Below are 20,110 nucleotides of genomic sequence, written 5' to 3'. Positions count from 1 at the left end.
AAACCATGGAGAACCGTCCACTGGCCGAGGTGAAGGCCGACCTGTTCAAGGCCCTCGGCCACCCGGCACGCGTGCGCATCCTCGAGGTCCTCGTGGAGGGCGAGCGCACGGTCGGCGACCTCCAGCCCCTGGTGGGGATCGAGTCCTCCCACCTCAGCCAGCAGCTCGGCGTCCTGCGCCGCGCCGGCCTCGTGACCTCCCGCCGGGAGGGGTCGTCCGTGCACTACGCGCTGCGGGACCCGCTCGTGGCCGACCTGCTCGCCGTGGCGAAGCAGCTGCTCCTCAACAACCTCACCGAGACCCGGGACCTGATCGCCGACCTCGCCGCCGAGGTGCCCGGATGAACGCACCCGCCCGCGTCACCGCGCTGCTCCCCCGACGATCCGACTACGACGGCCTGCGCCGGCGCTGGCGCAACGACCTGGTGGCCGGTCTCACCGTCGCCGTCGTGGCCCTCCCCCTCGCCCTCGCCTTCGGCATCACCACGGGTCTCGGCGCCGCCGCCGGTCTGACCACCGCCATCGTGGCCGGCGTCGTCGCCGCGGTGTTCGGGGGCTCGAACCTCCAGGTGTCCGGCCCGACCGGCGCGATGACCGTGGTGCTGGTGCCCCTCGTGGCCCGCCACGGCGCCGACGGCGTGATCATCGCCGGCGTCCTCGCCGGGCTCCTGGTCATCGCCGGCGCGCTGCTGCGGCTCGGGCGCTACCTCGCCTACATCCCCTGGCCGGTGGTCGAGGGCTTCACCCTCGGCATCGCGGTCATCATCGCCCTCCAGCAGGTGCCCAACGCCCTGGGTGTCCCCAAGCCCGAGGGGGAGAACACAGCGGTCGTGGCCGGGCGCGCCGTCGCCGACGCGATCGGCGACGTCAACCTCGCCGCAGTCGGCCTGGTCGCGCTGGTGGCCGTGATCATGGTGGTGGCGCCGCGCCTCCACCGGTCCCTGCCGGCGTCGCTCCTCGCGGTCCTCGCCGCCACGGTCGTCGCGGCGGTCGCCGACCTCGACGTCACCACCATCGGCACCCTGCCCCAGGCCCTGCCCACCCTCCACCTGCCCCACGTCGCCGTGGGTGACCTCGACCGCTACCTCAGCGCGGCATTCGCCATCGCCGCCCTGGCCGCGATCGAGAGCCTCCTGTCGGCCAAGGTCGCCGACGGCATGGCCGACGGCCCCCGCCACGACCCCGACCGCGAGCTGTTCGGCCAAGGGCTGGCCAACGTGGTCAGCCCGCTCCTCGGGGGCATGCCCGCCACCGGCGCCATCGCCCGCACCGCGGTGAACGTCCGGGCGGGTGCCCGCACCCGGGTGGCGGCGCTCGTGCACTCGGTCACCCTCGTCGCCGTCGTCCTCTTCGCCGCCTCGCTCGTGGCCCGCATCCCGCTCGCCGCACTGGCCGGTGTGCTCATCGTCACCGCGGTGCGGATGGTCGACGTGCACAACATCCGCGCCGTCCTGCGCTCGACTCGCTCCGACGCCATCGTGCTCGTGCTCACGGCCGTGGCGACCGTGGTGTTCGACCTCATCGTCGCGGTCGAGATCGGGGTCGCCGCCGCCGCCGTCCTCGCCCTGCGCCACGTCGCCCGCACCGCCGAGGCCGTGCCGGTCACCGTCGACCCCGAGGTCGATCCGGACGCCGAGCGCGACCTCCTCGCCGAGCACATCGTCGCCTACCGCCTCGACGGGGCCCTCTTCTTCGGCGCCGCCCAGCGCTTCCTCACCGAACTGGCCGCCGTCGCCGACGTCGAGGTGGTCATCCTGCGGCTCCCCGGCCTCCAGGTGCTCGACGCGACCGGGGCCCAGGCCCTCGGCGAGATCGTCGACGAGCTCGAGCACCGTGGCATCACCGTGCTGCTGAAAGGGCCGCGCCCGGAGCACCTGAAGGTGCTCGAGGCCGTCGGCGCGCTGGACCGGCTCGCCCACGAACGTCACCTGTTCGACGACCTCGATGCCGCCGTGGCCCACGCCCGTCTGCACGTGGGTCGGAGGTCAACCGACCTCGGCGACCTCGAAGTGCTCGAGGCGGACGTCGAGGGTGTCGACGATGTTCACCACGTGTAGGAGGCCCGACGGCCGGACGGTGGCGTCGATCCCCTCCCCCTCGCCCTCGTCGGCCACGTCGCTCATCGCCCCGATGGGCGCCACGGTGCCGGTGTCGAGGTCGACCCGGTAGAGCGCCCGCTCGGCGTCGTCGGTGGCGAGCCAAAGCGCTCCGTCGGCGACGTCCGCTCCCTGCACGCGGTCGACCCGAGCGCTCATCTGGAGGGGTTCGAGCGGCTCGAAGGTGCAGCTCTCGCCCACCCGGTAGATCAGGATCTGATCGCCGCTGAACCCTTTCATCGAATAGGCGAGCTCGCCCTCCACGGCGATGAAGGAGTTGTGACGCTGCGCCACGGTCTGGGAGTCCACGTAGGTCAAGGTCTCCGGGTCGAAGCACGCCATGACCTGCTCGTCGCGTTGGTACTCGGGCTGCTCGAGAGGCACGTAGAGCACCCCGTCGGCGACGTCGACGTCGCCCACGTGGTTGTAGCCGTCAGGGAGGAACTGGTCGGGCACCGCGGTGGTGTCGGCCACCTGCTGCTCGAGGGCCTCGTCGGTGCGGGCGAGCACGGTGGTCCCCGAGAAGATCCAGCCGCCGTCGGGCAGGCTGGCCAGCCCCTGGCGGTAGCCCGGGTTGATGGTCTGCTCCCCGGTGCTCGTGGCCTCGACCTGCGGCGCGGCCGTCGTGGTGGTGGTCTCGTCCGGCGGCCCGCCGCTGCCACCGCCGTCGCCCCCATCCCCGTCGCTGCTGCAGGCGGTCAGGCCCAGCACCAGCACGACGGCGGCCGCAATCGCCGCCGACGCACGCGCACCCCTCCTCGCGAACCCCCCGGTCACGGGCCCGACGCTACTCAGCGCCAGCCGTCGACGAGGGGAACGAGCTCGGTGAGGGAGGTGATCTCCGCGTCGGGCACCACGTCGTAGGAGGGGACGTCGGGGTTCGGGCGCAGCACGGCGCGCATGCCGACCTGCTGGGCCCCGTGGATGTCGTCGAGTGGGCGGTCGCCCACGAACACCGCCCGCGCCGGGTCGTCGACGCCGACCGCGTCGAGCGCCGCCCGGAACACCGACGGATGGGGCTTCAGGTGACTCAGCTCGCTGGAGTACAGGCGGGCGTCGATGAGGCCGTCGAGGCCGTCCCGCGCCAGGAACTCCTCGTGGAACGCCCGCGGCCAGTGCGTGTTGGAGAGCAGCCCGATGGCCAGCCCCCGTTCGCGGAGGGCGGTCAGGACCGGGACGGCGTCGGGGTCGTGGGCGATGTGGGGCGTCCAGGAATCGAGGTGGTGCACCGCGGCCTCCTCCAGGACCGCCTCGGCCACGTCGAGGCCGAGGTCGCGGGACGCCTCGCCCAAGAGGTCGGCGAGGGTCGCGCTCTCCTGGGTCGTGGTGGTGCGGGCCCAGAAGCGCTCCTCCACCGCCAGCAGGGCGGCGGTGAGCTCGTCCTCGCGTGCGGGGTCCAGGTGGTGGGCCGCCGTGCGCCAGACGTCGAGCAGCTCGAGGGCCACGAAGTCCGAGAGGGTGCCGCCCCAGTCGAAGATGACGGCGTCGATCCCGGCAGCGGCCATGGCCGCGACCGTAGGCGACGCGCCCGCCGGGTGAGCCGGCACGGTGCGGGGTGCGGCGGGTCCGGCCCGTAGGCTGCACCCGTGGCGTCCGCACCGGCGAGCGTGAAGGCGGTGGCGGATGCCGTCGAGGACCGGCTCGCCGCGCTGCTCGACGCCGAGACCGCCCGGTGGGCCGCCCTGACGCCGGATCTGGCCTGGCCCCTCGATGCCCTGCGCCGCCTCGTGCTCGCGGGGGGAAAGCGGCTGCGGCCCTCGTTCTGCTACTGGGCCTTCGTCGGCGCCGGGGGCGACCCCGACGACCACCGCGTGGTCGACGCCGGCGCGGCCTTCGAGCTGCTGCACGCCTTCGCCCTCATGCACGACGACGTGATGGACGACTCGGACACCCGACGCGGGCTCGAGACCATCCACGCCGAGTTCGCCGCGCACCACGCCGACGCCGGCTGGGGCGGCGAGAGCCGACGCTTCGGCGAGGGCGTGGCCATCCTCGTCGGCGACCTCGCCCACGTGTTCGCCGACCGGGTGCTGCCGACCGACGCCCCCGAGCTGGCCGCCGTGTGGGACGAGCTGCGCATCGAGCTCAACATCGGTCAGTACCTCGACGTCCTCGGCACCGCCCGAGCCGACCGCGACGAGGCCGGCGCCCGCCGCATCGCCCGGTACAAGTCGGGCAAGTACACCATCGAGCGCCCCCTGCACGTGGGGGCCGCCCTGGCCGGCCGCCACGCCGACCTGGCCGCGCCCCTCTCGGCCTACGGGGACCCCCTCGGCGAAGCCTTCCAGCTGCGGGACGACGTGCTCGGGGTGTTCGGCGACACCAGCCTCACCGGCAAGCCCGTCGGCGGGGACCTCCTCGAGGGAAAGCCCACGCCGATGCTGGCGGTCGCGGTCGAGCGGGCCGACGCCTCCCAGCGCGCCGCCCTCGACCAGGTGGGCCGGGCCGAGCTGAGCGAACGGGACGTGGCGACCCTCCAGGCGGTGCTCGTGGACACCGGCGCCCGGGAGGAGATCGAAGCCAGCATCGAGCGCCTGACCGCCACCGCGATCGCCGCGGTCGAACAGGCCCCCCTCACCCACGAGGCTCGACGGGCGTTGGTCGACCTCGCCCATTACGTGGCCGAGCGCGAGCGCTGAGTCCGTCGCACCTGCACACCACCCCCCAGGTGAACGCCGATTACCCTGACTTCCGGGTCAGAGTCGGAGGTCGACGCGGTGGCCGCTGAATCCGAGGGAGATGACACCGCCGGCGCCGACGTGCGCTTCGAGACCCTCGTCGCCCACAGCCCCGTCGCCATCGTCCTCACCGACCGCGACCTCGCCATCCGGTGGGTCAGCCCCGCGGTCACCCCCCTCTTGGGGTGGCTGCCCGACGACGTGCTCGACACCGACGCGTCCGAGCTCATCCACCCCGACGATCTCGGCCGGGTGGCGCACAACCTCGGCCAGGTCCTCGACTTCACGGACCCCGAGGAGATCGACACCCTCATCGTGCGCATCCGCCACAAGGACGGCGGCTGGCGCGACATCGACATCACCGGCGTGAACCTGCTGCACGACCCGCAGGTGCGCGCCTTGCTCGTGAACCTGCGCGACGTCACCCTGCAGATCGAGGCCCAGGAGGCACTCGCCCTCAGCGAGGAACGCTTCCGGGCGCTCGCCCAGCACAGCTCGGACTCCGTGTTCCTCACCACCGCCGACGGTCTGATCACCTACGCCAGCCCCGCGGTCGAGCACGTGTTCGGGTACGCCGCCGACGAGCTCCTGGGTCGTCGGCCCCACGAGTACGCCGACGATCGCACGGTCGCGGCCACCGCGCGGGTGTGGCGCCGCCTGCTCCGCGACGACCGGTCGAGCGTCGACGTCCTCGGCCGCATCCGCCACCAGGACGGCACCTGGCGCTGGGTCGAGATCATGCTCACCAACCTGCTCGCCGACGCCGCGGTGGGCGGGATCGTGGTCAACCTCTGGGACGTCACCCCCCGCATCGAAGAGGAGCAGCGCAACGGCCGGCTGCTCGACATCATCTCGGCCACCACCGACCTCGTCGCCATCACCGACCGGTCGGGTGCACTCGTGTACGCCAACGAGGCCTGCCGCCGGTTCTTCGGCATCGACGAGCACCCCGATGCCTTCCAGTTCGCCCCGTTCGTGCCGCCGTGGGCCCGGCAGCGGTACCTCCAGGAGGTCGTCCCGTCGCTCAAAGAGAAGGGCATCTGGAACGGCGAAGCCGCCTTCCTGCGCGACGGCGAAGAGGTCCCCGTCTCCCTCGTGTTCCTGGCCCACCGCGACGACCAGGGCCACCTGGAGTACATCTCCAGCGTCGGTCGCGACATCAGCGAGCGCAAGGAGTTCGAGGCCACCCTCGAGCACCAGGCCACCCACGACCCTCTCACCGGCCTTCCCAACCGGGCGCTGCTGCTCGATCGCCTCGAGGTGTCACTCGCCCGTGCGCAGCGCTTCGGCACGGGCGTCGCCGTGCTCTTCCTCGACCTCGACCACTTCAAGGTGGTGAACGACAGCCTCGGCCACACCCGTGGTGACGAGCTCCTGATCGCCGCCGCCGATCGCCTCAAGGACGCGCTCCGCCAAGGTGGCGACACCGTGGCGCGCTTCGGGGGCGACGAGTTCGTCATCCTCTCCGAGGACCTCACCGCGGTCACCGACGCCGAGCGCATCGCCCAGCGGGTGGGCCAGTTGCTGTCCGAGCCCTTCCACCTCGGTGACGACGAGGTGTTCGTCACGGCCAGCACCGGCATCGCCTTCACGGTCGCGCCGGCCGACGCCGGCGACCTCCTCCGCGACGCGGACGCGGCGATGTACCAGGCCAAGGAGCACGGTCGTGACCGCTACGAGGTGTTCGACCGCAAGATGCGCGCCGAGGCCGTCGACCGCCTGAGCATCGAGAATTCGCTGCGGAAGGCCATCGAGCGCCGTGAGCTGCGCATCCACTACCAGCCGAAGATCGACCTCCGCACCGGCGCCATCATCGGCGCCGAGGCCCTCCTGCGGTGGGAGCACCCCGATCGAGGCCTGCTCCTGCCCGGCGAGTTCATCCGGGTGGCCGAGGAGTCGGGGCTCATCGTCCCGATCGGCCGGTGGGTGCTCGACCAGGCCGTCCGCCAGGCCCAGCGGTGGCAGGCCGAGGTGCCCGGTCTCGGGCCCCTGTACATCTGCGTCAACCTCTCCCGCCGACAGCTCGGCGACCCCCACCTGGTGGACGACGTCGCCGCGGTGCTGGCCGACACCGGCATCGATCCCGGCCTCGTGGACCTCGAGATCACCGAGAGCGTCCTGATGGACGACGTCGAGCTCGCCCACCGCGCGCTGACCAGCCTCCACGAACTGGGGGTGAAGCTCGTGGTCGACGACTTCGGGACGGGCTACTCGTCGCTCAGCTACCTCCAGCGCTTCCCGGTCGACCTGTTGAAGATCGATCGCTCCTTCGTGGCCGGCCTCGGGGTCAACAAGGGCGACACCGCGATCGTCACCGCGGTCCTGAGCCTCGCCCACGCCCTCGGCATGGCCGCGATCGCCGAGGGGGTCGAGACCGCCGAGCAGCTCGCCGAGCTGCGCCGCCTCGGCTGCGACATGGCCCAGGGCTTCTACCTGGCCCGCCCCCAACCGGCGCAAGCCGTGGCCGACCTCCTCACCCAGGACCGGCGGTTCTGACGGGTCCTAGGACCAAGGTCCGATGGTGACGCGGACCGAGGTGGCCCGATAGTCAGGGCATGAACAAGCGCAACCTCCTCGCCCTCATCCTCGCCGCCGGCCTCCTGTTCGGCCTCGCCGCTCCCGTCTCGGCTTCCGGCGGCGGCGCCACCCGGGTCAACGGCACCTGCTCGGGCCGTACCGTCTGGAAGCTCAAGGCCAAGGCCCGCGACGGCAACCTCGAGACTGAGTTCGAGGTGGACTCGAACAAGAACGGCCAGGTCTGGAACGTCCGCATCGACCAGAACGGCGCCACGGTCTTCAGCGGGGCCCGCACCACCGTCGCCCCCAGCGGCTCGTTCGGCGTCGAGCGGGTGTTCGCCGACAACGCCGGCACCGACACCTTCGTGGCCGTCGCGGTCAACCCCCGCTCGGGAGAGCGCTGCCGGGGCACGCTCAGCGTCTGATCACCTGCGCACCGACGACCTCCTCGTGGACCCCGCCCACCCGCCGGGCGGGGTCCACGCGCGCACAATGTCCCGTGTGACCGGACGCCCGACCTCCGTGCGGCGGGAGGTGCTCCGCTTCGCCATCCCGGGCGTGGTCGCTCTCGTCGTGGTGGTGGCCGCCAGCCTCTGGCTCGCCCGCAGCATCGCCACCGAGGAGGCCCGGCGCGACGCCGAGGCCACCGCCGAGCTGGTGGCCCGCACCGTCATCGAACCGAACCTCAACGAGGACGTCGTCGCCGGCGACCCCGAAGCACTCGCCCGCTTCGACCAGCTGGTCCGCGCGGGGGTGCTGGTCGACCCCACCGTCACGGCCCGGGTTTGGGCCGCCGACGGCCGCATCGTCTACTCCGACAAGCCCGAGCTGATCGGCGACCGCTACGAGCTCGACGAGGACGACCTCGCCGACCTGCGCTCGGGAGAGACCGACGCCGGCGTGAGCGACCTGTCCAAGCCCGAGAACCGCTACGAGCGGGGGTACGGCGAGCTGCTCGAGGTGTACACGGGCGTGCAGGCCGACGACGGCGAGCCCTACCTGTTCGAGATCTACCAGCGCCAGGCGTCGATCGACTCCGACGCCACCCGGATCTTCCGGTCGATGATCCCGGTGATGGTGGGTTCCCTGGTGGTGCTCATGGCCATCCAGCTGACCTTGGCGTGGCGTATGGCCCGACGACTCGAGCAGGGCCAGAAGGAGCGTGAGCGCCTCTACCAGCAGGCGCTCGACGCCTCCGACGTCGAGCGCCGCCGCATCGCCGCCGACCTGCACGACGGGGTCGTCCAGGACCTCGCCGGCGTCGGCTTCACCCTGGCCGCCCTGGCCGACCGAGCCGAGAACGAGGATCACGACGAGACGCAGGCGCGTCGCCTCACCGCCAGCGCCGGGACCGTCCGGCGCAGCGTCCGCGCCCTGCGCTCGCTGCTCGTCGAGATCTACCCGCCCAACCTGGCCGATGCCGGCCTCGAGCGCGCCCTCGGCGACCTCGTCGCGTCCAGCAACGGCTGGACGGAGGTGTCCGTCGAGGTCGCTCCCGACCTCGACCTCTCCGACGAGCAGACGACGGTCGTGTACCGGGTGGCCCGCGAGGCGCTCCAGAACGTGCGCAAGCACGCTCGGGCCTCGAGCGTGGGCATCGAGCTCGAGGGGGATGGCCGGACCGCCGTGCTGACCGTGACCGACGATGGCGCCGGGTTCGCGCCGACGCTCGGCCCCGACGGGACCCCCGCCTCCCCCGACGGCCACGTGGGGCTGCGGCTGATGACCGACGCCGCACGGCAGGCCGGCGGGGACCTCACCGTGACGTCGGCCCCTGGCGAGGGGACCACCGTGCGCCTCGAGGTTCCCCGCTCGTGATCCGCGTCCTGGTGGTCGACGACCACGCCGTCGTGCGGGACGGCCTCGAGCTCCTCCTCGAGCGCTTCGAGCCGGTCACCTGCGTCGGCACCGCCGCCGATGGCGCCGAGGCCGTGGCCAAGGCCGCCGAGCTCACGCCTGACGTGGTCCTGATGGACCTCTCCATGCCGGTCATGGACGGGGTCGAGGCCACCCGGCGCATCACCGAGACCCGGCCCGACACCGCGGTGCTCGTGCTCACCACGTTCGCCGACGACCGCCACGTGATGGCGGCCATCGACGCGGGCGCCGTGGGCTACCTCCTCAAGGACAGCGGCCCCGACCAGCTCCTCGCCGGCGTCGAGGCCGCAGCGCGCGGCGAGTCCCCGTTGGACCCCAAGGTGGCGGGGGCGCTGATGGCGTCGCGCCGACGCGCGCCCGAGCCCGACGTGTCGCTGACCGCCCGTGAGCGCGAGGTGCTGGCGCTCGTGGTCGAGGGCCTGGCCAACAAGAACATCGCCCGTCGCCTCGGCATCAGCGAGAAGACGGTCAAGGCCCACCTGACGAGTGTCTTTTCGGCCCTCGGGGTGACCGACCGCACCCAGGCCGCGCTGTGGGCCGAGCGTCACCCCGACCTGCTCGCCTGAGCCTCCAGCGATCGGACCCGGGCGTCCTTGGTCTCGACGAGGTGCTCGAGCTCGGCCGCGTGCGCCTCCAGCCGCTCGGTGAGCGTGGGGTCCGCGAGCGCCAGCAGACGGACGGCGAGGAGCCCGGCGTTCGCGGCGTTGTCGACCCCGACGGTGGCGACGGGCACCCCGGAGGGCATCGACACGATCGACAGGAGCGAGTCGAGCCCGTCGAGGTGCGCGAGGCCGACGGGGACGCCGATCACCGGCAGGACCGTCGCCGACGCCACCATCCCCGGTAGGTGGGCCGCGCCGCCTGCACCCGCGATGAGGACCCGTAGCCCCCGCTCCCTGGCGGTGGAGGCGTACTGGAGCATCGCGTGGGGGGCGCGGTGGGCGGAGACCACCCGCACCTCGTGCGGGACCCCGAAGCGGTCGAGGACGTCGGCGGCACCGCTGAGCACCCGCAGGTCCGAGTCGCTGCCCATGATCACACCCACGACCGGGGCGGTCCGGTCCCAGGAGGCGGTGCCGCTCACGACGCCACCGGCAGGCGGTCGGGCGCCGCGCCCCCGCTGCGCGACGAAAGGTGGCGAGCCGCCTCCAGGGCTCGCGCCCGGGCGGTGGCGAGGTCGTCCGCAAGGGCCGTGACGTGACCGACCTTCCGACCCGGGCGGGAGCGTTTGCCGTAGAGGTGGACGGCGACCCGGCCCGCGACGAGATCGCTCACCTCCCGCACGTCCTGAGCGCCGAGGTCGATGGTCCCCTCCGCGATGACATTGGCCATCGCCGAGGCCGGCGCCAGGAGCGACGTCGCTCCCAGAGGCAGGTCCAGTACCGCGCGGAGGTGGTTGGTGAACTGGGAGGTGACCGCGGCGTCGATGGTCAGGTGGCCCGTGTTATGCGGCCGGGCGGCCAGCTCGTTGACGATCAGCTCACCGCCGACGACGAAGAGCTCGACGGCGAGGATGCCCACGGCGCCGATGGCGTCGGCGATGCCGACCGCTAGCTCCGTCGCGTCCCGTGCCACGCGCGGGTCGATCGGCGCCGGCGCCCACACCTCCCGACAGATGGCCGAAGCGTCCTGGTGGGTCTCGACCACCGGGTAGACCACGTGGGATCCGTCGGACCGGCGGGCCACGAGGACCGCGAGCTCGCGCTCGATGGCGAGGTGGGGCTCGACCACCACCCGGTCGCCGGGGCGCCCGAGGAAGGGCAAGGTGCGAGCCTCCAGGTCGCCGGGCCCCTCCACGCGGGCGACGCCCCGTCCGTCGTAGCCGCCGCGGGCGGCCTTGACGACGACCGGCCAGCCGTGGCGCAGGGCGAAGCGTCGGACCGTGGCGATGTCGTCGGCGATGGCGAAGGGTGGAACCGGGAACCCCAGCGCGAGGAGGTCGCGACGCTGGGCCGCCTTGTCCACGGCCAGGGTGAGGGCGCCCGCACCGGGTCGCACGACGTGCCCTTCCGCCTCGAGCGCCGAAAGGTGCCGAGGTGCGACCTTCTCGTGGTCGAAGGTGAGCACGTCGCACCGGGCGGACAGCCGGCGGAGCACCTCGAGGTGGAGGTCGTCGACGACGGTGACGTCGGGGACGTGGCCGCGGACGGCCTCGTCACCGGGCTGGGCGAGGACGGCCACGTCGAGGCCGAGGTCCACCGCCGCGTCGTAGGTCATGCGAGCCAGTTGGCCGCCACCCACGATGCCGACCCGGAGTCGGCCCGGAGCGGGGGAGGGTGGGGCGACGGCGCTCACCGCACCCCGATCACGGTGTCCTCGGCGAACAGTGCCGGCAGCACGGCACCGTCGGACAGACGGCGCAGACGGCGCAGACGGCGCAGACGGAACCGGTAACCGTCGTCGTCGGCGATGACCGCGTCGACCCGGAAGCCGGTCGACCAGCGGCCGTCGAAGCGGTTGCGCACGTCGACCGGGTCACCGGGCCGGAGCACGGTCTCGGGGCCGTCGTGCATCGGGCCGAGGTGGGGAGCACGAGCGAGCGTGGCCGTGGCGGGGGTCATGGTGCCTCCTTCTGCATTCTAGCGAAGTATGTTTCGTGAGTCGTTGTACGCTGGTTGTGACCCCCGTGTCAACGAACTAATCTGAATTCGTACATAGCGAAGGGGAGTACCCCGCAACGACGAGCGTCGTCATCACGGTGCGTGCCTGAAGGCCCGCACCCGGCCTCGGCACCTGGAAGCTCAGGTGGGGAAGACCTTCGGCCCGACCACCGAGCCGAGGAGCCCCCGTGCCCGCCCCCGTTGCGCCTTCCGTCGACACCGTCGACGAGACTTCCCTCATGCCGCGCACTCCGTCCGCCCCTTGGGCGGTCCCCACCGACGAGCTCGTCGGCACCCTCGAGGTCTCGCCGACCGCCGGACTGAGCGCAGAGGCAGCGGCCGACCGCCTCACGGCCCACGGCCGCAACGAGTTGGCCGAAGCGCCACCACCCCGACCGATCGTCCTGTTCATCGACCAATTCCGCAACCCGCTCGTGCTCATCCTTGCCGGCGCCGCCGTGCTCGCCGGGCTCGTGGGCGACGTGAAGGACCTCATCGTCATCGCCGTGGTCCTGCTGCTCAACGCCCTCCTCGGCTTCGCCCAGGAAATGAAGGCGCAGCGCAGCCTCACCGCGCTGAAGTCGATGCTCGTGGCCACGGCCCGCGCCCGGCGCGACGGCGCCGTGGTCGAGCTGCCGGCCGCCGAGCTCGTGCCGGGCGACGTCGTGCTCGTCGAGGCGGGCGACCGGGCCCCCGCCGATGCGATCCTGCTCGAGGCCGTCGGCGTCGAGGTGGACGAGTCCACCCTGACCGGCGAGTCCACCCCCGTGTCGAAGAATGCCGACCCGGTCGACGCCGAGAGCCCACTGGCCGACCGCACCAACGCCCTCTACATGAACACGGTCGTGACCCGAGGGCGGGCGGAGGCGATCGTGGTCGCCACCGGCATGGACACCGAGCTCGGGCGGGTGTCCGACATGCTCGACGCCGCCGAGGTCGGGCCGACGCCGCTCCAGCGCCAGCTCCACACCCTCGGCCAGCGGCTGGGCCTCGTCGCCCTCGCGGCGGTGGCCATCTACGCCACCCTCAGCCTCCTGCGCGGCGAGACCGTGACCGACACCCTTTTGTCGTCGGTGGCGCTGGCCGTCGCCGCCATCCCCGAAGGCCTGCCCGCGGTCGTCACGGTCACCCTGGCGGTCGGCACCTCCCAGATGGCCAAGCGCGGGGCCATCGTCAAACGCCTCGCCTCGGTCGAGACCCTGGGCGCCACCTCGGTCATCTGCTCGGACAAGACCGGCACGCTGACCATGAACGAGATGACCGTCCGCGAGCTGTGGGTGGGCGGCCGCACCTATGCCGTCAGCGGCGAGGGCTACTCGACGGAGGGCACCATCTCCCGGCCGGGCGCGTCGGACGCCGAGGCCACGGCCGAGGTGCAGGACGAGCTGGTCGCCATCGCCCGCTGCAACGACAGCCACCTCGACGCCGAGGGCCGGGTGCTCGGTGACCCCATGGAGGGCGCGCTGCTGGTCCTGGCCGCGAAGGGCGGGGTCGACCCCGAGCCCACCCGCGAGGCCGCGCCCCGCGTGGCCGAGGTGCCCTTCGACTCGAGCCTGAAGCTCATGGCGACCTTCCACGCCGCCGATCCCGACCAATGGGGCGACCTCGTCCGCGTCCACGTGAAGGGCGCCGCCGACGTGTTGCTCGACCGGTCGATGATCGACGCCGACACGCGTACGCAGGTCGAGGCCGCCATGGTCGAGATGGCCGGGCGCGGCCTCCGCGTCCTCATGGTCGCCGAGCGCACGATCCCCGCCTCGGCCCTCGAGGTGAGCGAACCCGTCGACCTGCTCACCGACCTCGATGTCGTCGGCCTCGTCGGCCTGCTCGACCCGCCGCGGCCCGAGGCCCGCGACGCCATCGCCCTCTGCCGCAAGGCCGGCGTCACCGTGAAGATGATCACCGGCGACCACGTCGTCACCGCAGGGGCCATCGCCGCCGATCTCGGCATCCGGGGCGAGGCCGTCACCGGCGCCGACCTCGACCGGATGGACGACGAGGAGCTGCGCCGCCGCCTCGATGGCATCGGGGTCGTGGCCCGCGTGTCGCCCGAGCACAAGGTGCGCATCGTGCGGGCCCTGCGCGACGACGGTCACGTGGTCGCCATGACGGGCGACGGCGTGAACGACGCCCCGGCCCTGCGCACGGCCGACATCGGCGTGGCCATGGGGATCACCGGCACCGAGGTGACCAAGGAAGCCGCCGACATGGTGCTCACCGACGACAACTTCGCCACGATCGTCAAGGCGGTCCGCGAGGGCCGGACGATCTACGACAACATCGTCAAGTTCGTGCGCTTCCAGCTCTCCACGAACCTCGGCGCCATCATGAGCCTGGTGGGCGCGCAGCTGGCGGGGCTGCCCACGCCCTTCACCGCCATCCAGGTGCTGTGGATCAACCTGATCATGGACGGTCCCCCGGCCATGGCCCTCGGCGTCGATCCGCCGGCGCACGACACGATGGAGCGCAAGCCCCGCAACCCCAAGGCCACCATCCTCAGCGGTCGCCGCCTGAGCGTGCTGATCGCCTACGGCGCGGTGATGGCCGCCGGAACGCTCGGCGTCCTGGCCTGGTCGAAGTCCAACAGCAGCGAGGAGCACGCCCTGGCCCTCGCGTTCACCACCTTCGTCCTGTTCCAGGTGTTCAACGTGTTCAACGCCCGGGTCGAGCGGTCCTCGGTGTTCCACCGGGAGACCTTCAGCAACAGCAAGCTCTGGCTGGCGGTCGGGGGCGTCGTCGCCCTCCAGATCGCGGCCGTGCACTTCGACCCGGTCCAGGACGTCTTCGGCACCGCCGACCTCGCCCTCGCCGACTGGGCCGTGGCCATCGGGGTGGCGTCGTCCATCCTCTGGTTCGACGAGCTCCGCAAACTGGTCGTGCGACGCCGCGCGGCCGCGGCCGCGACCGCGGCCTGATCGAAGCCCGCCGGGCACCACGGCCCGCGGCGAGTGGTTCCACCACCGGGTATGGCAGGGGCGAATCTCGTTTCGCCCCTGCCATTTCCCGAACGGTCCGTGGCTGTCCGTTACGCTTCCCGGCAATGGTCGACAGCTTCGAGCGCCCCCGGTGGACCTTTCTCACCAACCACGCCCACGTGCTGCTCTGCCTGGCCCGTGACCCCGAGCAGCGCCAGCGCGACCTGAGTGACCGGGTGGGGATCACCGAGCGCGCCACCCAGGTGATCCTCGGCGACCTCGAGCGGAGCGGCTACCTCCAGCGTGAGCGGGTCGGCCGGCGCAACCGCTACGTGCTCGACCTCGACCGTCCCCTGCGCCACCCCCTCGAATCCGCCCACACGGTCGGCGAGCTCATCGAGCTCCTGCGCCCCGAGGACTGAGGCCGCCGGGCCGCGGCGATCGACCCGGGTCGGACCTGTACGCCGCTGTATAGGACCGGCCGACGAGCGGGGTGCGAAGCTGGCGGCATGCGCCCCGCCCTCACCCGTGCGGCCATCGTGGAGGAGGCCCGGCGGTCGATCATCGCCGACGGGCTCGAGGCGCTCTCCCTGCGGCGCATCGCCTCGGCCCTCGACGTCACCGCCCCGGCGCTCTACGCATACGTCACCGACAAGGGCGACCTGCTCCGCGCCGTGGCCGAGGGTGAGCTGGCCGGCCTGATCGAGCGCTTCGAGCGGGTCGACGAGGGCGACCCGGTGGCCCGGGTGGAGGCCTACTGCCGGGCGTACATCGACCACGCCCGGGCCAACCCCGAGCTCTACCCGGTGATGTTCATCTTCCCGCCGGACTTCGCACCCGGCGCCCCGGAGGGGGCCGAGTTCCCGATGGCCAGCCAGGCCTTCGCCGTGTCCGCCGCGGCGGTGGCCGAGGCCATCGAGACCGGCGCCTTCCGCCCGCTCGACCCGCTCCAAGCCAGCCTCGTGCTCTTCACCGCGGCCCACGGCGCCGCCACGGTGCTGCTCATGCCCTTCGGCTTCGACCGCGCGACCGAGGACGCGCTCATCGACGCGACCGTCGAGACCGTCCTCTCGGGCCTCCAGCCCCGCTGACGGGACCGGGCGCGTGCCGCTCGTCGAGCTCTCTCCCGCGGTCCTCGTCCTGAGCGACGCCGTCGCCTGGTTCGCGGTCAGCCTCGTGGCGGGCTACGTCTGCCACCGACTGCCCGACACCCGCCTCGACCACGACACGGCGCTCACCCGCCTCCGCCCGTTCGAGCACGGAGGACGCGTCTACGAGCGGCGCCTCCGCATCGTCCGCTGGAAGGACCGCCTGCCCGAGGCCGGCGACCTCTTCGCCGACGGCTACGACAAGCGGGTCGTGACCCGGGCCGACCTGCCTCGTTACGTGATCGAGACCCGCCGGGCCGAGTACACCCACTGGGCGATCATGGCGGCGACGCCGGCGTTCCTCCTCTGGAACCCCTTCGTCGTGTGGTGGGCCATGGTGGCCTACGCGCTGATCGCCAACCTGCCCTGCCTGTTGATCCAGCGCTACAACCGGGCCCGCGTCCTGCGCATCCTCGGCCGGCGGCGCCACCGCCCGCACCCCGACCGCAAGGAGTAGCGGCGGCGGGGGTGCCTAGACGATGGACCAGCCTCCGTGCGCGCCGTCAGTCTTTAGACTCTTTCACTATTTTTCGTGCACTTTACGAGTATCGTGTCCCGGCGAGCACGCCGCCCCTTCCACCACAAGGGAAGACAAGGTACCCTGTCTTGGAGATCGCCGAGAGTGCCCGCAAACACGGGATCGCTGACGAGGACATCCGCCATGCAGTTCGAGTCGAGTTCCGTTGCGTCGCATCCGATGATCGCCTGCTCATCATCGGTGCCGATCGGGACGGCCGCCTCCTCGAGGTCGTCGTGCTCGACCCCGACGGCGACCCGGTGGCGATCCACGCGATGGAGCTGCGGCCGAAGCTCTACGTCTACCTGGAGTAGCAGCGATGCCACGAACACCTGAGCAGTTGGAACGTGCTGCGGCCGAGGTGGAAGCCTGGCTGGAGACACTCAACCCGGTCGATCACCCGGCAGAGGACACCACCGATCTGCGGGCGATCGCCGTGGCGGTCGGTGACATCGCCGATGGTGAGCGCCGCCTGCGCGAGGCCGTGGCAGAAGCGCGCTCCAACGGCCGGAGCTGGGGACGAATCTCGATGGCCCTGGGCGTCACCAAGCAGGCCGCCCGTGAGCGGTTCGGCGAGCGCACCGACGCCTGAGTCGCCTACGCCGCCGCCAGGACCTCGGCCTGCTCGAGGGCGAGCTCGATGGCTCGCTCTTCCTTGTCCGGCGGGTACTCGTACTTGGCGAGGCGGCGGACCTTGGCCCGCATCGCCGCCCGGACTGACTCCTTGAGGTTCCAGTCGATGGTGGCGGACTCCTTGATGGCCTTGACGAGATCGCGGGCGATGGCGGCAAGGACGTCGTTGCCCATCACCTCTATGGCCGAGTCGTTCTGGCAGTCCGCGTCGTAGAAGGCCAGTTCGGCGTCGTCGGGCGCTTACACCCGCCGCCTGCGTCGATCGCGCCAGGGATAGAGTCGCCTCCGACCCGGGCACCCGGCGCCCTGGCACGGCGACGGAGGGGCATGGCGATGGGAACCAGGACGCGTCTGGCGGCGGCAGCCTGCTTGCTCGCGACGGTGGCCGCGGGGCTGGTCTCGTGCAGCTCCGACGACCCCGACGAGGGCGGCGCCGCCGCGACCGGCGCACCTGGCGAGACGGCGACTCTCACCAGCGCCGGCACCCCGCCTCCGAACGTGCCACTGCTCGGGGTCGTCAACGGCAGCGGCGGCACGTTCGAGGACGACACCCTCACCCTGACCGGGGTGCAGCCCTCGGGCATCTGGTTCACCGACCGCCCCCACCGAGAGGCGGGCACCAGCGCCATGGAGGACTTCCTCCCCCTGTTCTTCGATCGGGACGACCCGCCCAACGCCGCCCTCGAGATCGCCGACGCCGACGAGGACGGCGACCTGGCCATCGTCGAGCTGACCGACCCGGTGTGGGACGACAGCACCGACGAGCTCACCTTCACCGCGACCGTCATCCCCGAGGTCGAGCCCGAGCGCCTCGCCGACCACGCCGGCCTCGGCACCTACCTGGCCCGCAACGACGGGGAGGTGCCGGCCACCTTCGATGCCGCCGCTCTCTTCATCGACTCGGGCAAGAGCCACCCGGTCACGCCCGTTGCGGTCCAGCCCACCGGTGCCGAGGTCGCCCAGCTCGAATCGAGCTACCAGTCGACCGTCACGGGCCTCGAGAACCTCATGGACCAGATCCGCTCCGCGTTCGACTCTGATCCCCAGGCGACGTGCCTCCAGGCGATGATGGGGGACGCTTCCCAGGCCTACCAGCAAGCGGTCACGGTCATGGCGCCCAAAGTGAGGGCGATGCAGGCCGACCTGGCTGCAGGGACGGACGACCCGACCGGCTACCAGGCCGCCCTCTCCCTCCAGCAGAACCTCGAGAGCGGGCGCGACGAGCTCGCCAGCGTCTTCGCCGACTACCAGCAGCGCGGCAGGTGCGCGACGACCTGACGCCACTGCGAGGAACGTGCCGGCGCCGAACGCCCTGACCGTCACGACCAGCAGACGACACGAACGACGAGGGGCCGCCCCGGAGGGCGGCCCCATCGTTCGTGCTCGTTGCCCGTGGCGGGCTTGGTGAAGCCGGTCGCTACTGGACGGTGGCGACCGCCGTGTAGCGGAGGGTGCCGGTGGTGCCCTGGCTGCCGTCGCTCACGTCGATGCGGAAGGCGCTGATGACCTCTTCGCCCGGGTCGATGACCACCGAGCCGGTCTGGGCGTTGACCACGTTGGCGTTGCCGTCGACGAAGATGGGCGAGCCGTCCCAGTTGGTCACCAGGTCGGTGCCGCCGTTGGCCGGGCCGCCGATGGTGACGGGCACGTCGCTCAGGTAGATGGCGGTGGCGAGGTCGCCGGCGCCCCAGTTCTCGACCCGCGGGTTGCCGGCGACGTCGTCTTCGAGGATGAGCTGCACCGACAGCGGGTTGTCGCAGTTGTTCTGGTAGCGGACGACGTCGGTGTAGATCGTGCGGTCACCGTCGTAGCCCTTCACCGTCACCTGCTCCTGCAGGAAGTCGATGCCGTTGGCCGAGACCGTACTGGTGGTGTCGACGTTGGCGTACGGGTCGGCGGCGGGGGCGGCGTAGGTCGTGGCGTCCGACCCCTCGACCTTGGTGAAGCAGGCCGCCACGGCCTCGATGTCGGCCGCCATGAAGTTCTGGATCAACACGGCGGCGAGGACCGGTGTGGCCACTGCGATCGCGAGGATCGCGGCCACGGCGCCTCGCAATGTCATCCGCCGCTTCTGGTCGCTGGTGCTCACGATGGTTCCTCCGAGATTGGGATCTGCCCTCAGTCCTTCGACGTGAGGGGAGAGCGGGTTGATAGGCCGTTTGACCCAGCGGTCTCGGGGTCGGCTGCCCGTTGCGCGGCCGGACGCGTGTCGACGATGGGCGCCGGTCCCACGTCGGCCGCGGGGCGGGGCTGCGGGTTCCGGATCGGGGGCAGGTCGGCGGGATCGAGTTCGGCGCCGGCGGCGGGGCGGCGGGTGTCGACCACCCGGTTGGGGACCGCCGCGGCGGCCAGGGCGGCGCTGACGCCGGCGCCGACCGGCACAGGAGCGGCGGGGGGAGGCATGGGAGGTGGCGTCCAGCCGGGGGCGGGAGCGGGGGCCACCGGCGCGGGGGGGACCTCGACCGCGGCGGCCGGGGCGCCCTGGAACGCCGCCGGTCGGGTGTCGACCGACCGCGCGCCGTCCGGACCATCGATCATCGTGGTCCGACGGGCGACGACGGACGCCGGTGCGGCGACCGGTTCGCGGCTGACCACGCTGTAGACCACCGCGATGGCTGCGCCTGCGGTCAGGGGGATGGCGGTGCGCCAAACCGTCGTCGGGTCGACCACCGGCGGCTCGAGGACGTGGCGCAGGAGCTCGAGACAGAGGGTCTCGAAGGTGACGAACACCCCCATGAACCAGCCCCAGACGACCATCTTGTCGGCGTTCGGGCGCAGCACCATCGCCGCGAAGACCACCGTGCTGACGACCGCCATCACCATGGTCGACGCCGTGACGATCTGGGCGAAGTCCGCCGGCGGGGTCTGCATGCTCAGGTGGGGGATGAAGCCCTTCCAGAACTGCACCTCGAGGCTGATGTCCCGCCGGTTGGCGAAGAACCCCAGCGACACCAGCTTCACCAGGAACGCCGTGAGGGCAGCGAGGAAGGCGGCCCGGACGAGGGGGAACCAGTTGATGTCCTCGGGCGCGGTCCGACCCGGGGGAGCCGACCGGGGACGGTCGTCGAGGTGCTCCATCGAGAACGACACTGCTCTCTCCATCGGTGCCTCGGACCGGCCCCCTGAGGT

Annotated in this window: 22 protein-coding genes; 14 read left to right on the top strand and 8 right to left on the bottom strand. The window is 72.0% G+C overall.

Annotated features, from left to right (window positions below; translation table 11 throughout):
* Positions 1–5 precede the first annotated feature (5 nt).
* Positions 6–344 (top strand): helix-turn-helix transcriptional regulator, encoded by a 339-nt coding sequence (locus JNK12_14320; protein ID MBL8777114.1) that lies wholly within the window; start codon positions 6–8, stop codon positions 342–344.
* Positions 341–2,056 (top strand): SulP family inorganic anion transporter, encoded by a 1,716-nt coding sequence (locus tag JNK12_14315; GenBank protein MBL8777113.1) that lies wholly within the window; start codon positions 341–343, stop codon positions 2,054–2,056. The genes JNK12_14320 and JNK12_14315 overlap by 4 nt, the downstream gene beginning before the upstream one ends.
* On the opposite strand, the gene JNK12_14310 is transcribed toward JNK12_14315, so the two are convergent.
* The gene (locus JNK12_14310; GenBank protein MBL8777112.1) at positions 1,985–2,872 is read right to left on the bottom strand and encodes a hypothetical protein; all 888 of its coding nucleotides are present in this window, start codon (positions 2,870–2,872) and stop codon (positions 1,985–1,987) included. The two genes, JNK12_14315 and JNK12_14310, sit on opposite strands and share 72 nt — an antisense overlap.
* 14 nt (positions 2,873–2,886) lie before the next feature.
* Positions 2,887–3,600 (bottom strand): HAD family hydrolase, encoded by a 714-nt coding sequence (locus JNK12_14305; GenBank protein MBL8777111.1) that lies wholly within the window; start codon positions 3,598–3,600, stop codon positions 2,887–2,889.
* An 81-nt stretch (positions 3,601–3,681) separates the two neighbouring features.
* Here JNK12_14305 and JNK12_14300 point away from each other — a divergent pair, with 81 nt between their 5' ends.
* The 5 genes from JNK12_14300 to JNK12_14280 all read left to right on the top strand — a co-directional run bounded on the left by JNK12_14300 (position 3,682) and on the right by JNK12_14280 (position 9,734).
* A complete protein-coding gene (locus JNK12_14300) occupies positions 3,682–4,734 on the top strand; it encodes a polyprenyl synthetase family protein (protein ID MBL8777110.1) in 1,053 nt (350 codons plus the stop codon).
* A gap of 78 nt (positions 4,735–4,812) precedes the next feature.
* A complete protein-coding gene (locus JNK12_14295; protein MBL8777109.1) occupies positions 4,813–7,269 on the top strand; it encodes an EAL domain-containing protein in 2,457 nt (818 codons plus the stop codon).
* 59 nt (positions 7,270–7,328) lie between these two features.
* Entirely contained in the window at positions 7,329–7,715 is a 387-nt protein-coding gene (locus tag JNK12_14290; protein ID MBL8777108.1) for a hypothetical protein, read from the top strand.
* A 76-nt stretch (positions 7,716–7,791) separates the two neighbouring features.
* Positions 7,792–9,108, top strand: a complete 1,317-nt coding sequence (locus JNK12_14285; protein MBL8777107.1) for a sensor histidine kinase — start codon at positions 7,792–7,794, stop codon at positions 9,106–9,108.
* Entirely contained in the window at positions 9,105–9,734 is a 630-nt protein-coding gene (locus JNK12_14280) for a response regulator transcription factor (protein ID MBL8777106.1), read from the top strand. Before JNK12_14285 ends, JNK12_14280 begins: the two co-directional genes overlap by 4 nt.
* Here JNK12_14280 and purE read toward each other — a convergent pair.
* From purE to JNK12_14265, 3 genes are read right to left on the bottom strand one after another with little or no spacing between them, the layout of a single operon-like run.
* Positions 9,713–10,201: a 5-(carboxyamino)imidazole ribonucleotide mutase gene (gene purE, locus JNK12_14275; protein ID MBL8777105.1), complete on the bottom strand. Its 489-nt coding sequence runs from the start codon at positions 10,199–10,201 to the stop codon at positions 9,713–9,715. The genes JNK12_14280 and purE overlap by 22 nt on opposite strands.
* Before the next feature lie 47 nt (positions 10,202–10,248).
* Complete coding sequence (locus JNK12_14270) at positions 10,249–11,463, bottom strand: 5-(carboxyamino)imidazole ribonucleotide synthase (GenBank protein ID MBL8777104.1); 1,215 nt, start codon at positions 11,461–11,463, stop codon at positions 10,249–10,251.
* The gene (locus JNK12_14265) at positions 11,460–11,729 is read right to left on the bottom strand and encodes a hypothetical protein (protein ID MBL8777103.1); all 270 of its coding nucleotides are present in this window, start codon (positions 11,727–11,729) and stop codon (positions 11,460–11,462) included. The genes JNK12_14270 and JNK12_14265 overlap by 4 nt, the downstream gene beginning before the upstream one ends.
* Positions 11,730–12,007: 278 nt before the next feature.
* Between JNK12_14265 and JNK12_14260 the strand changes: the two genes are divergently transcribed.
* The 6 genes from JNK12_14260 to JNK12_14235 all read left to right on the top strand — a co-directional run bounded on the left by JNK12_14260 (position 12,008) and on the right by JNK12_14235 (position 16,940).
* A complete protein-coding gene (locus JNK12_14260) occupies positions 12,008–14,683 on the top strand; it encodes an HAD-IC family P-type ATPase (GenBank protein ID MBL8777102.1) in 2,676 nt (891 codons plus the stop codon).
* A 125-nt stretch (positions 14,684–14,808) separates the two neighbouring features.
* On the top strand, positions 14,809–15,105 hold the full coding sequence (locus JNK12_14255) for a winged helix-turn-helix transcriptional regulator (GenBank protein ID MBL8777101.1): 297 nt from the start codon (positions 14,809–14,811) through the stop codon (positions 15,103–15,105).
* Positions 15,106–15,192: 87 nt separating this feature from the next.
* Positions 15,193–15,774 carry a TetR/AcrR family transcriptional regulator gene (locus JNK12_14250; protein ID MBL8777100.1) on the top strand — a complete coding sequence of 194 codons (582 nt, stop codon included), beginning with the start codon at positions 15,193–15,195 and terminating at the stop codon, positions 15,772–15,774.
* Positions 15,775–15,787: 13 nt separating this feature from the next.
* Complete coding sequence (locus JNK12_14245) at positions 15,788–16,288, top strand: hypothetical protein (GenBank protein ID MBL8777099.1); 501 nt, start codon at positions 15,788–15,790, stop codon at positions 16,286–16,288.
* A gap of 149 nt (positions 16,289–16,437) precedes the next feature.
* Positions 16,438–16,662 (top strand): hypothetical protein, encoded by a 225-nt coding sequence (locus tag JNK12_14240; protein MBL8777098.1) that lies wholly within the window; start codon positions 16,438–16,440, stop codon positions 16,660–16,662.
* A gap of 5 nt (positions 16,663–16,667) precedes the next feature.
* Positions 16,668–16,940, top strand: a complete 273-nt coding sequence (locus tag JNK12_14235; GenBank protein MBL8777097.1) for a sigma-70 family RNA polymerase sigma factor — start codon at positions 16,668–16,670, stop codon at positions 16,938–16,940.
* Between the two features lie 5 nt (positions 16,941–16,945).
* Here the strand turns inward: JNK12_14235 and JNK12_14230 are convergent, their stop codons facing one another.
* Positions 16,946–17,203, bottom strand: coding sequence for a DUF3387 domain-containing protein (locus JNK12_14230; protein MBL8777096.1), 258 nt, complete (start codon positions 17,201–17,203; stop codon positions 16,946–16,948).
* 111 nt (positions 17,204–17,314) lie between these two features.
* Here JNK12_14230 and JNK12_14225 point away from each other — a divergent pair, with 111 nt between their 5' ends.
* Positions 17,315–18,259: a hypothetical protein gene (locus JNK12_14225; GenBank protein ID MBL8777095.1), complete on the top strand. Its 945-nt coding sequence runs from the start codon at positions 17,315–17,317 to the stop codon at positions 18,257–18,259.
* Positions 18,260–18,398: 139 nt separating this feature from the next.
* On the opposite strand, the gene JNK12_14220 is transcribed toward JNK12_14225, so the two are convergent.
* Together JNK12_14220 and JNK12_14215 are read right to left on the bottom strand one after the other, a co-directional pair.
* Positions 18,399–19,070 carry a hypothetical protein gene (locus JNK12_14220; GenBank protein ID MBL8777094.1) on the bottom strand — a complete coding sequence of 224 codons (672 nt, stop codon included), beginning with the start codon at positions 19,068–19,070 and terminating at the stop codon, positions 18,399–18,401.
* 29 nt (positions 19,071–19,099) lie between these two features.
* On the bottom strand, positions 19,100–20,083 hold the full coding sequence (locus JNK12_14215) for a hypothetical protein (protein MBL8777093.1): 984 nt from the start codon (positions 20,081–20,083) through the stop codon (positions 19,100–19,102).
* Between the last annotated feature and the right edge of the window lie 27 nt (positions 20,084–20,110).

The organism is Acidimicrobiales bacterium (assembly GCA_016794585.1).
In the GTDB taxonomy this organism is placed as follows: Bacteria; Actinomycetota; Acidimicrobiia; order Acidimicrobiales; family DATDAH01; genus JAEUJM01.
The sequence above is the reverse complement of the archived record's forward strand: the minus strand, read 5'-3'. Positions and strand labels throughout refer to the sequence as shown.

What these genes read in the sequence shown, in the direction of transcription:
- JNK12_14235 (MBL8777097.1), top strand. Translation starts at nt 16,668, where the DNA reads ATGCCACGAACACCTGAGCAGTTGGAACGTGCTGCGGCCGAGGTGGAA.
- JNK12_14255 (MBL8777101.1), top strand. Translation starts at nt 14,809, where the DNA reads ATGGTCGACAGCTTCGAGCGCCCCCGGTGGACCTTTCTCACCAACCAC.
- JNK12_14250 (MBL8777100.1), top strand. Translation starts at nt 15,193, where the DNA reads ATGCGCCCCGCCCTCACCCGTGCGGCCATCGTGGAGGAGGCCCGGCGG.
- JNK12_14215 (MBL8777093.1), bottom strand. Translation starts at nt 20,083, where the DNA reads ATGGAGAGAGCAGTGTCGTTCTCGATGGAGCACCTCGACGACCGTCCC.
- JNK12_14320 (MBL8777114.1), top strand. Translation starts at nt 6, where the DNA reads ATGGAGAACCGTCCACTGGCCGAGGTGAAGGCCGACCTGTTCAAGGCC.
- JNK12_14315 (MBL8777113.1), top strand. Translation starts at nt 341, where the DNA reads ATGAACGCACCCGCCCGCGTCACCGCGCTGCTCCCCCGACGATCCGAC.
- JNK12_14305 (MBL8777111.1), bottom strand. Translation starts at nt 3,600, where the DNA reads ATGGCCGCTGCCGGGATCGACGCCGTCATCTTCGACTGGGGCGGCACC.
- purE (MBL8777105.1), bottom strand. Translation starts at nt 10,201, where the DNA reads ATGGGCAGCGACTCGGACCTGCGGGTGCTCAGCGGTGCCGCCGACGTC.
- JNK12_14225 (MBL8777095.1), top strand. Translation starts at nt 17,315, where the DNA reads ATGGGAACCAGGACGCGTCTGGCGGCGGCAGCCTGCTTGCTCGCGACG.
- JNK12_14260 (MBL8777102.1), top strand. Translation starts at nt 12,008, where the DNA reads ATGCCGCGCACTCCGTCCGCCCCTTGGGCGGTCCCCACCGACGAGCTC.
- JNK12_14290 (MBL8777108.1), top strand. Translation starts at nt 7,329, where the DNA reads ATGAACAAGCGCAACCTCCTCGCCCTCATCCTCGCCGCCGGCCTCCTG.
- JNK12_14265 (MBL8777103.1), bottom strand. Translation starts at nt 11,729, where the DNA reads ATGACCCCCGCCACGGCCACGCTCGCTCGTGCTCCCCACCTCGGCCCG.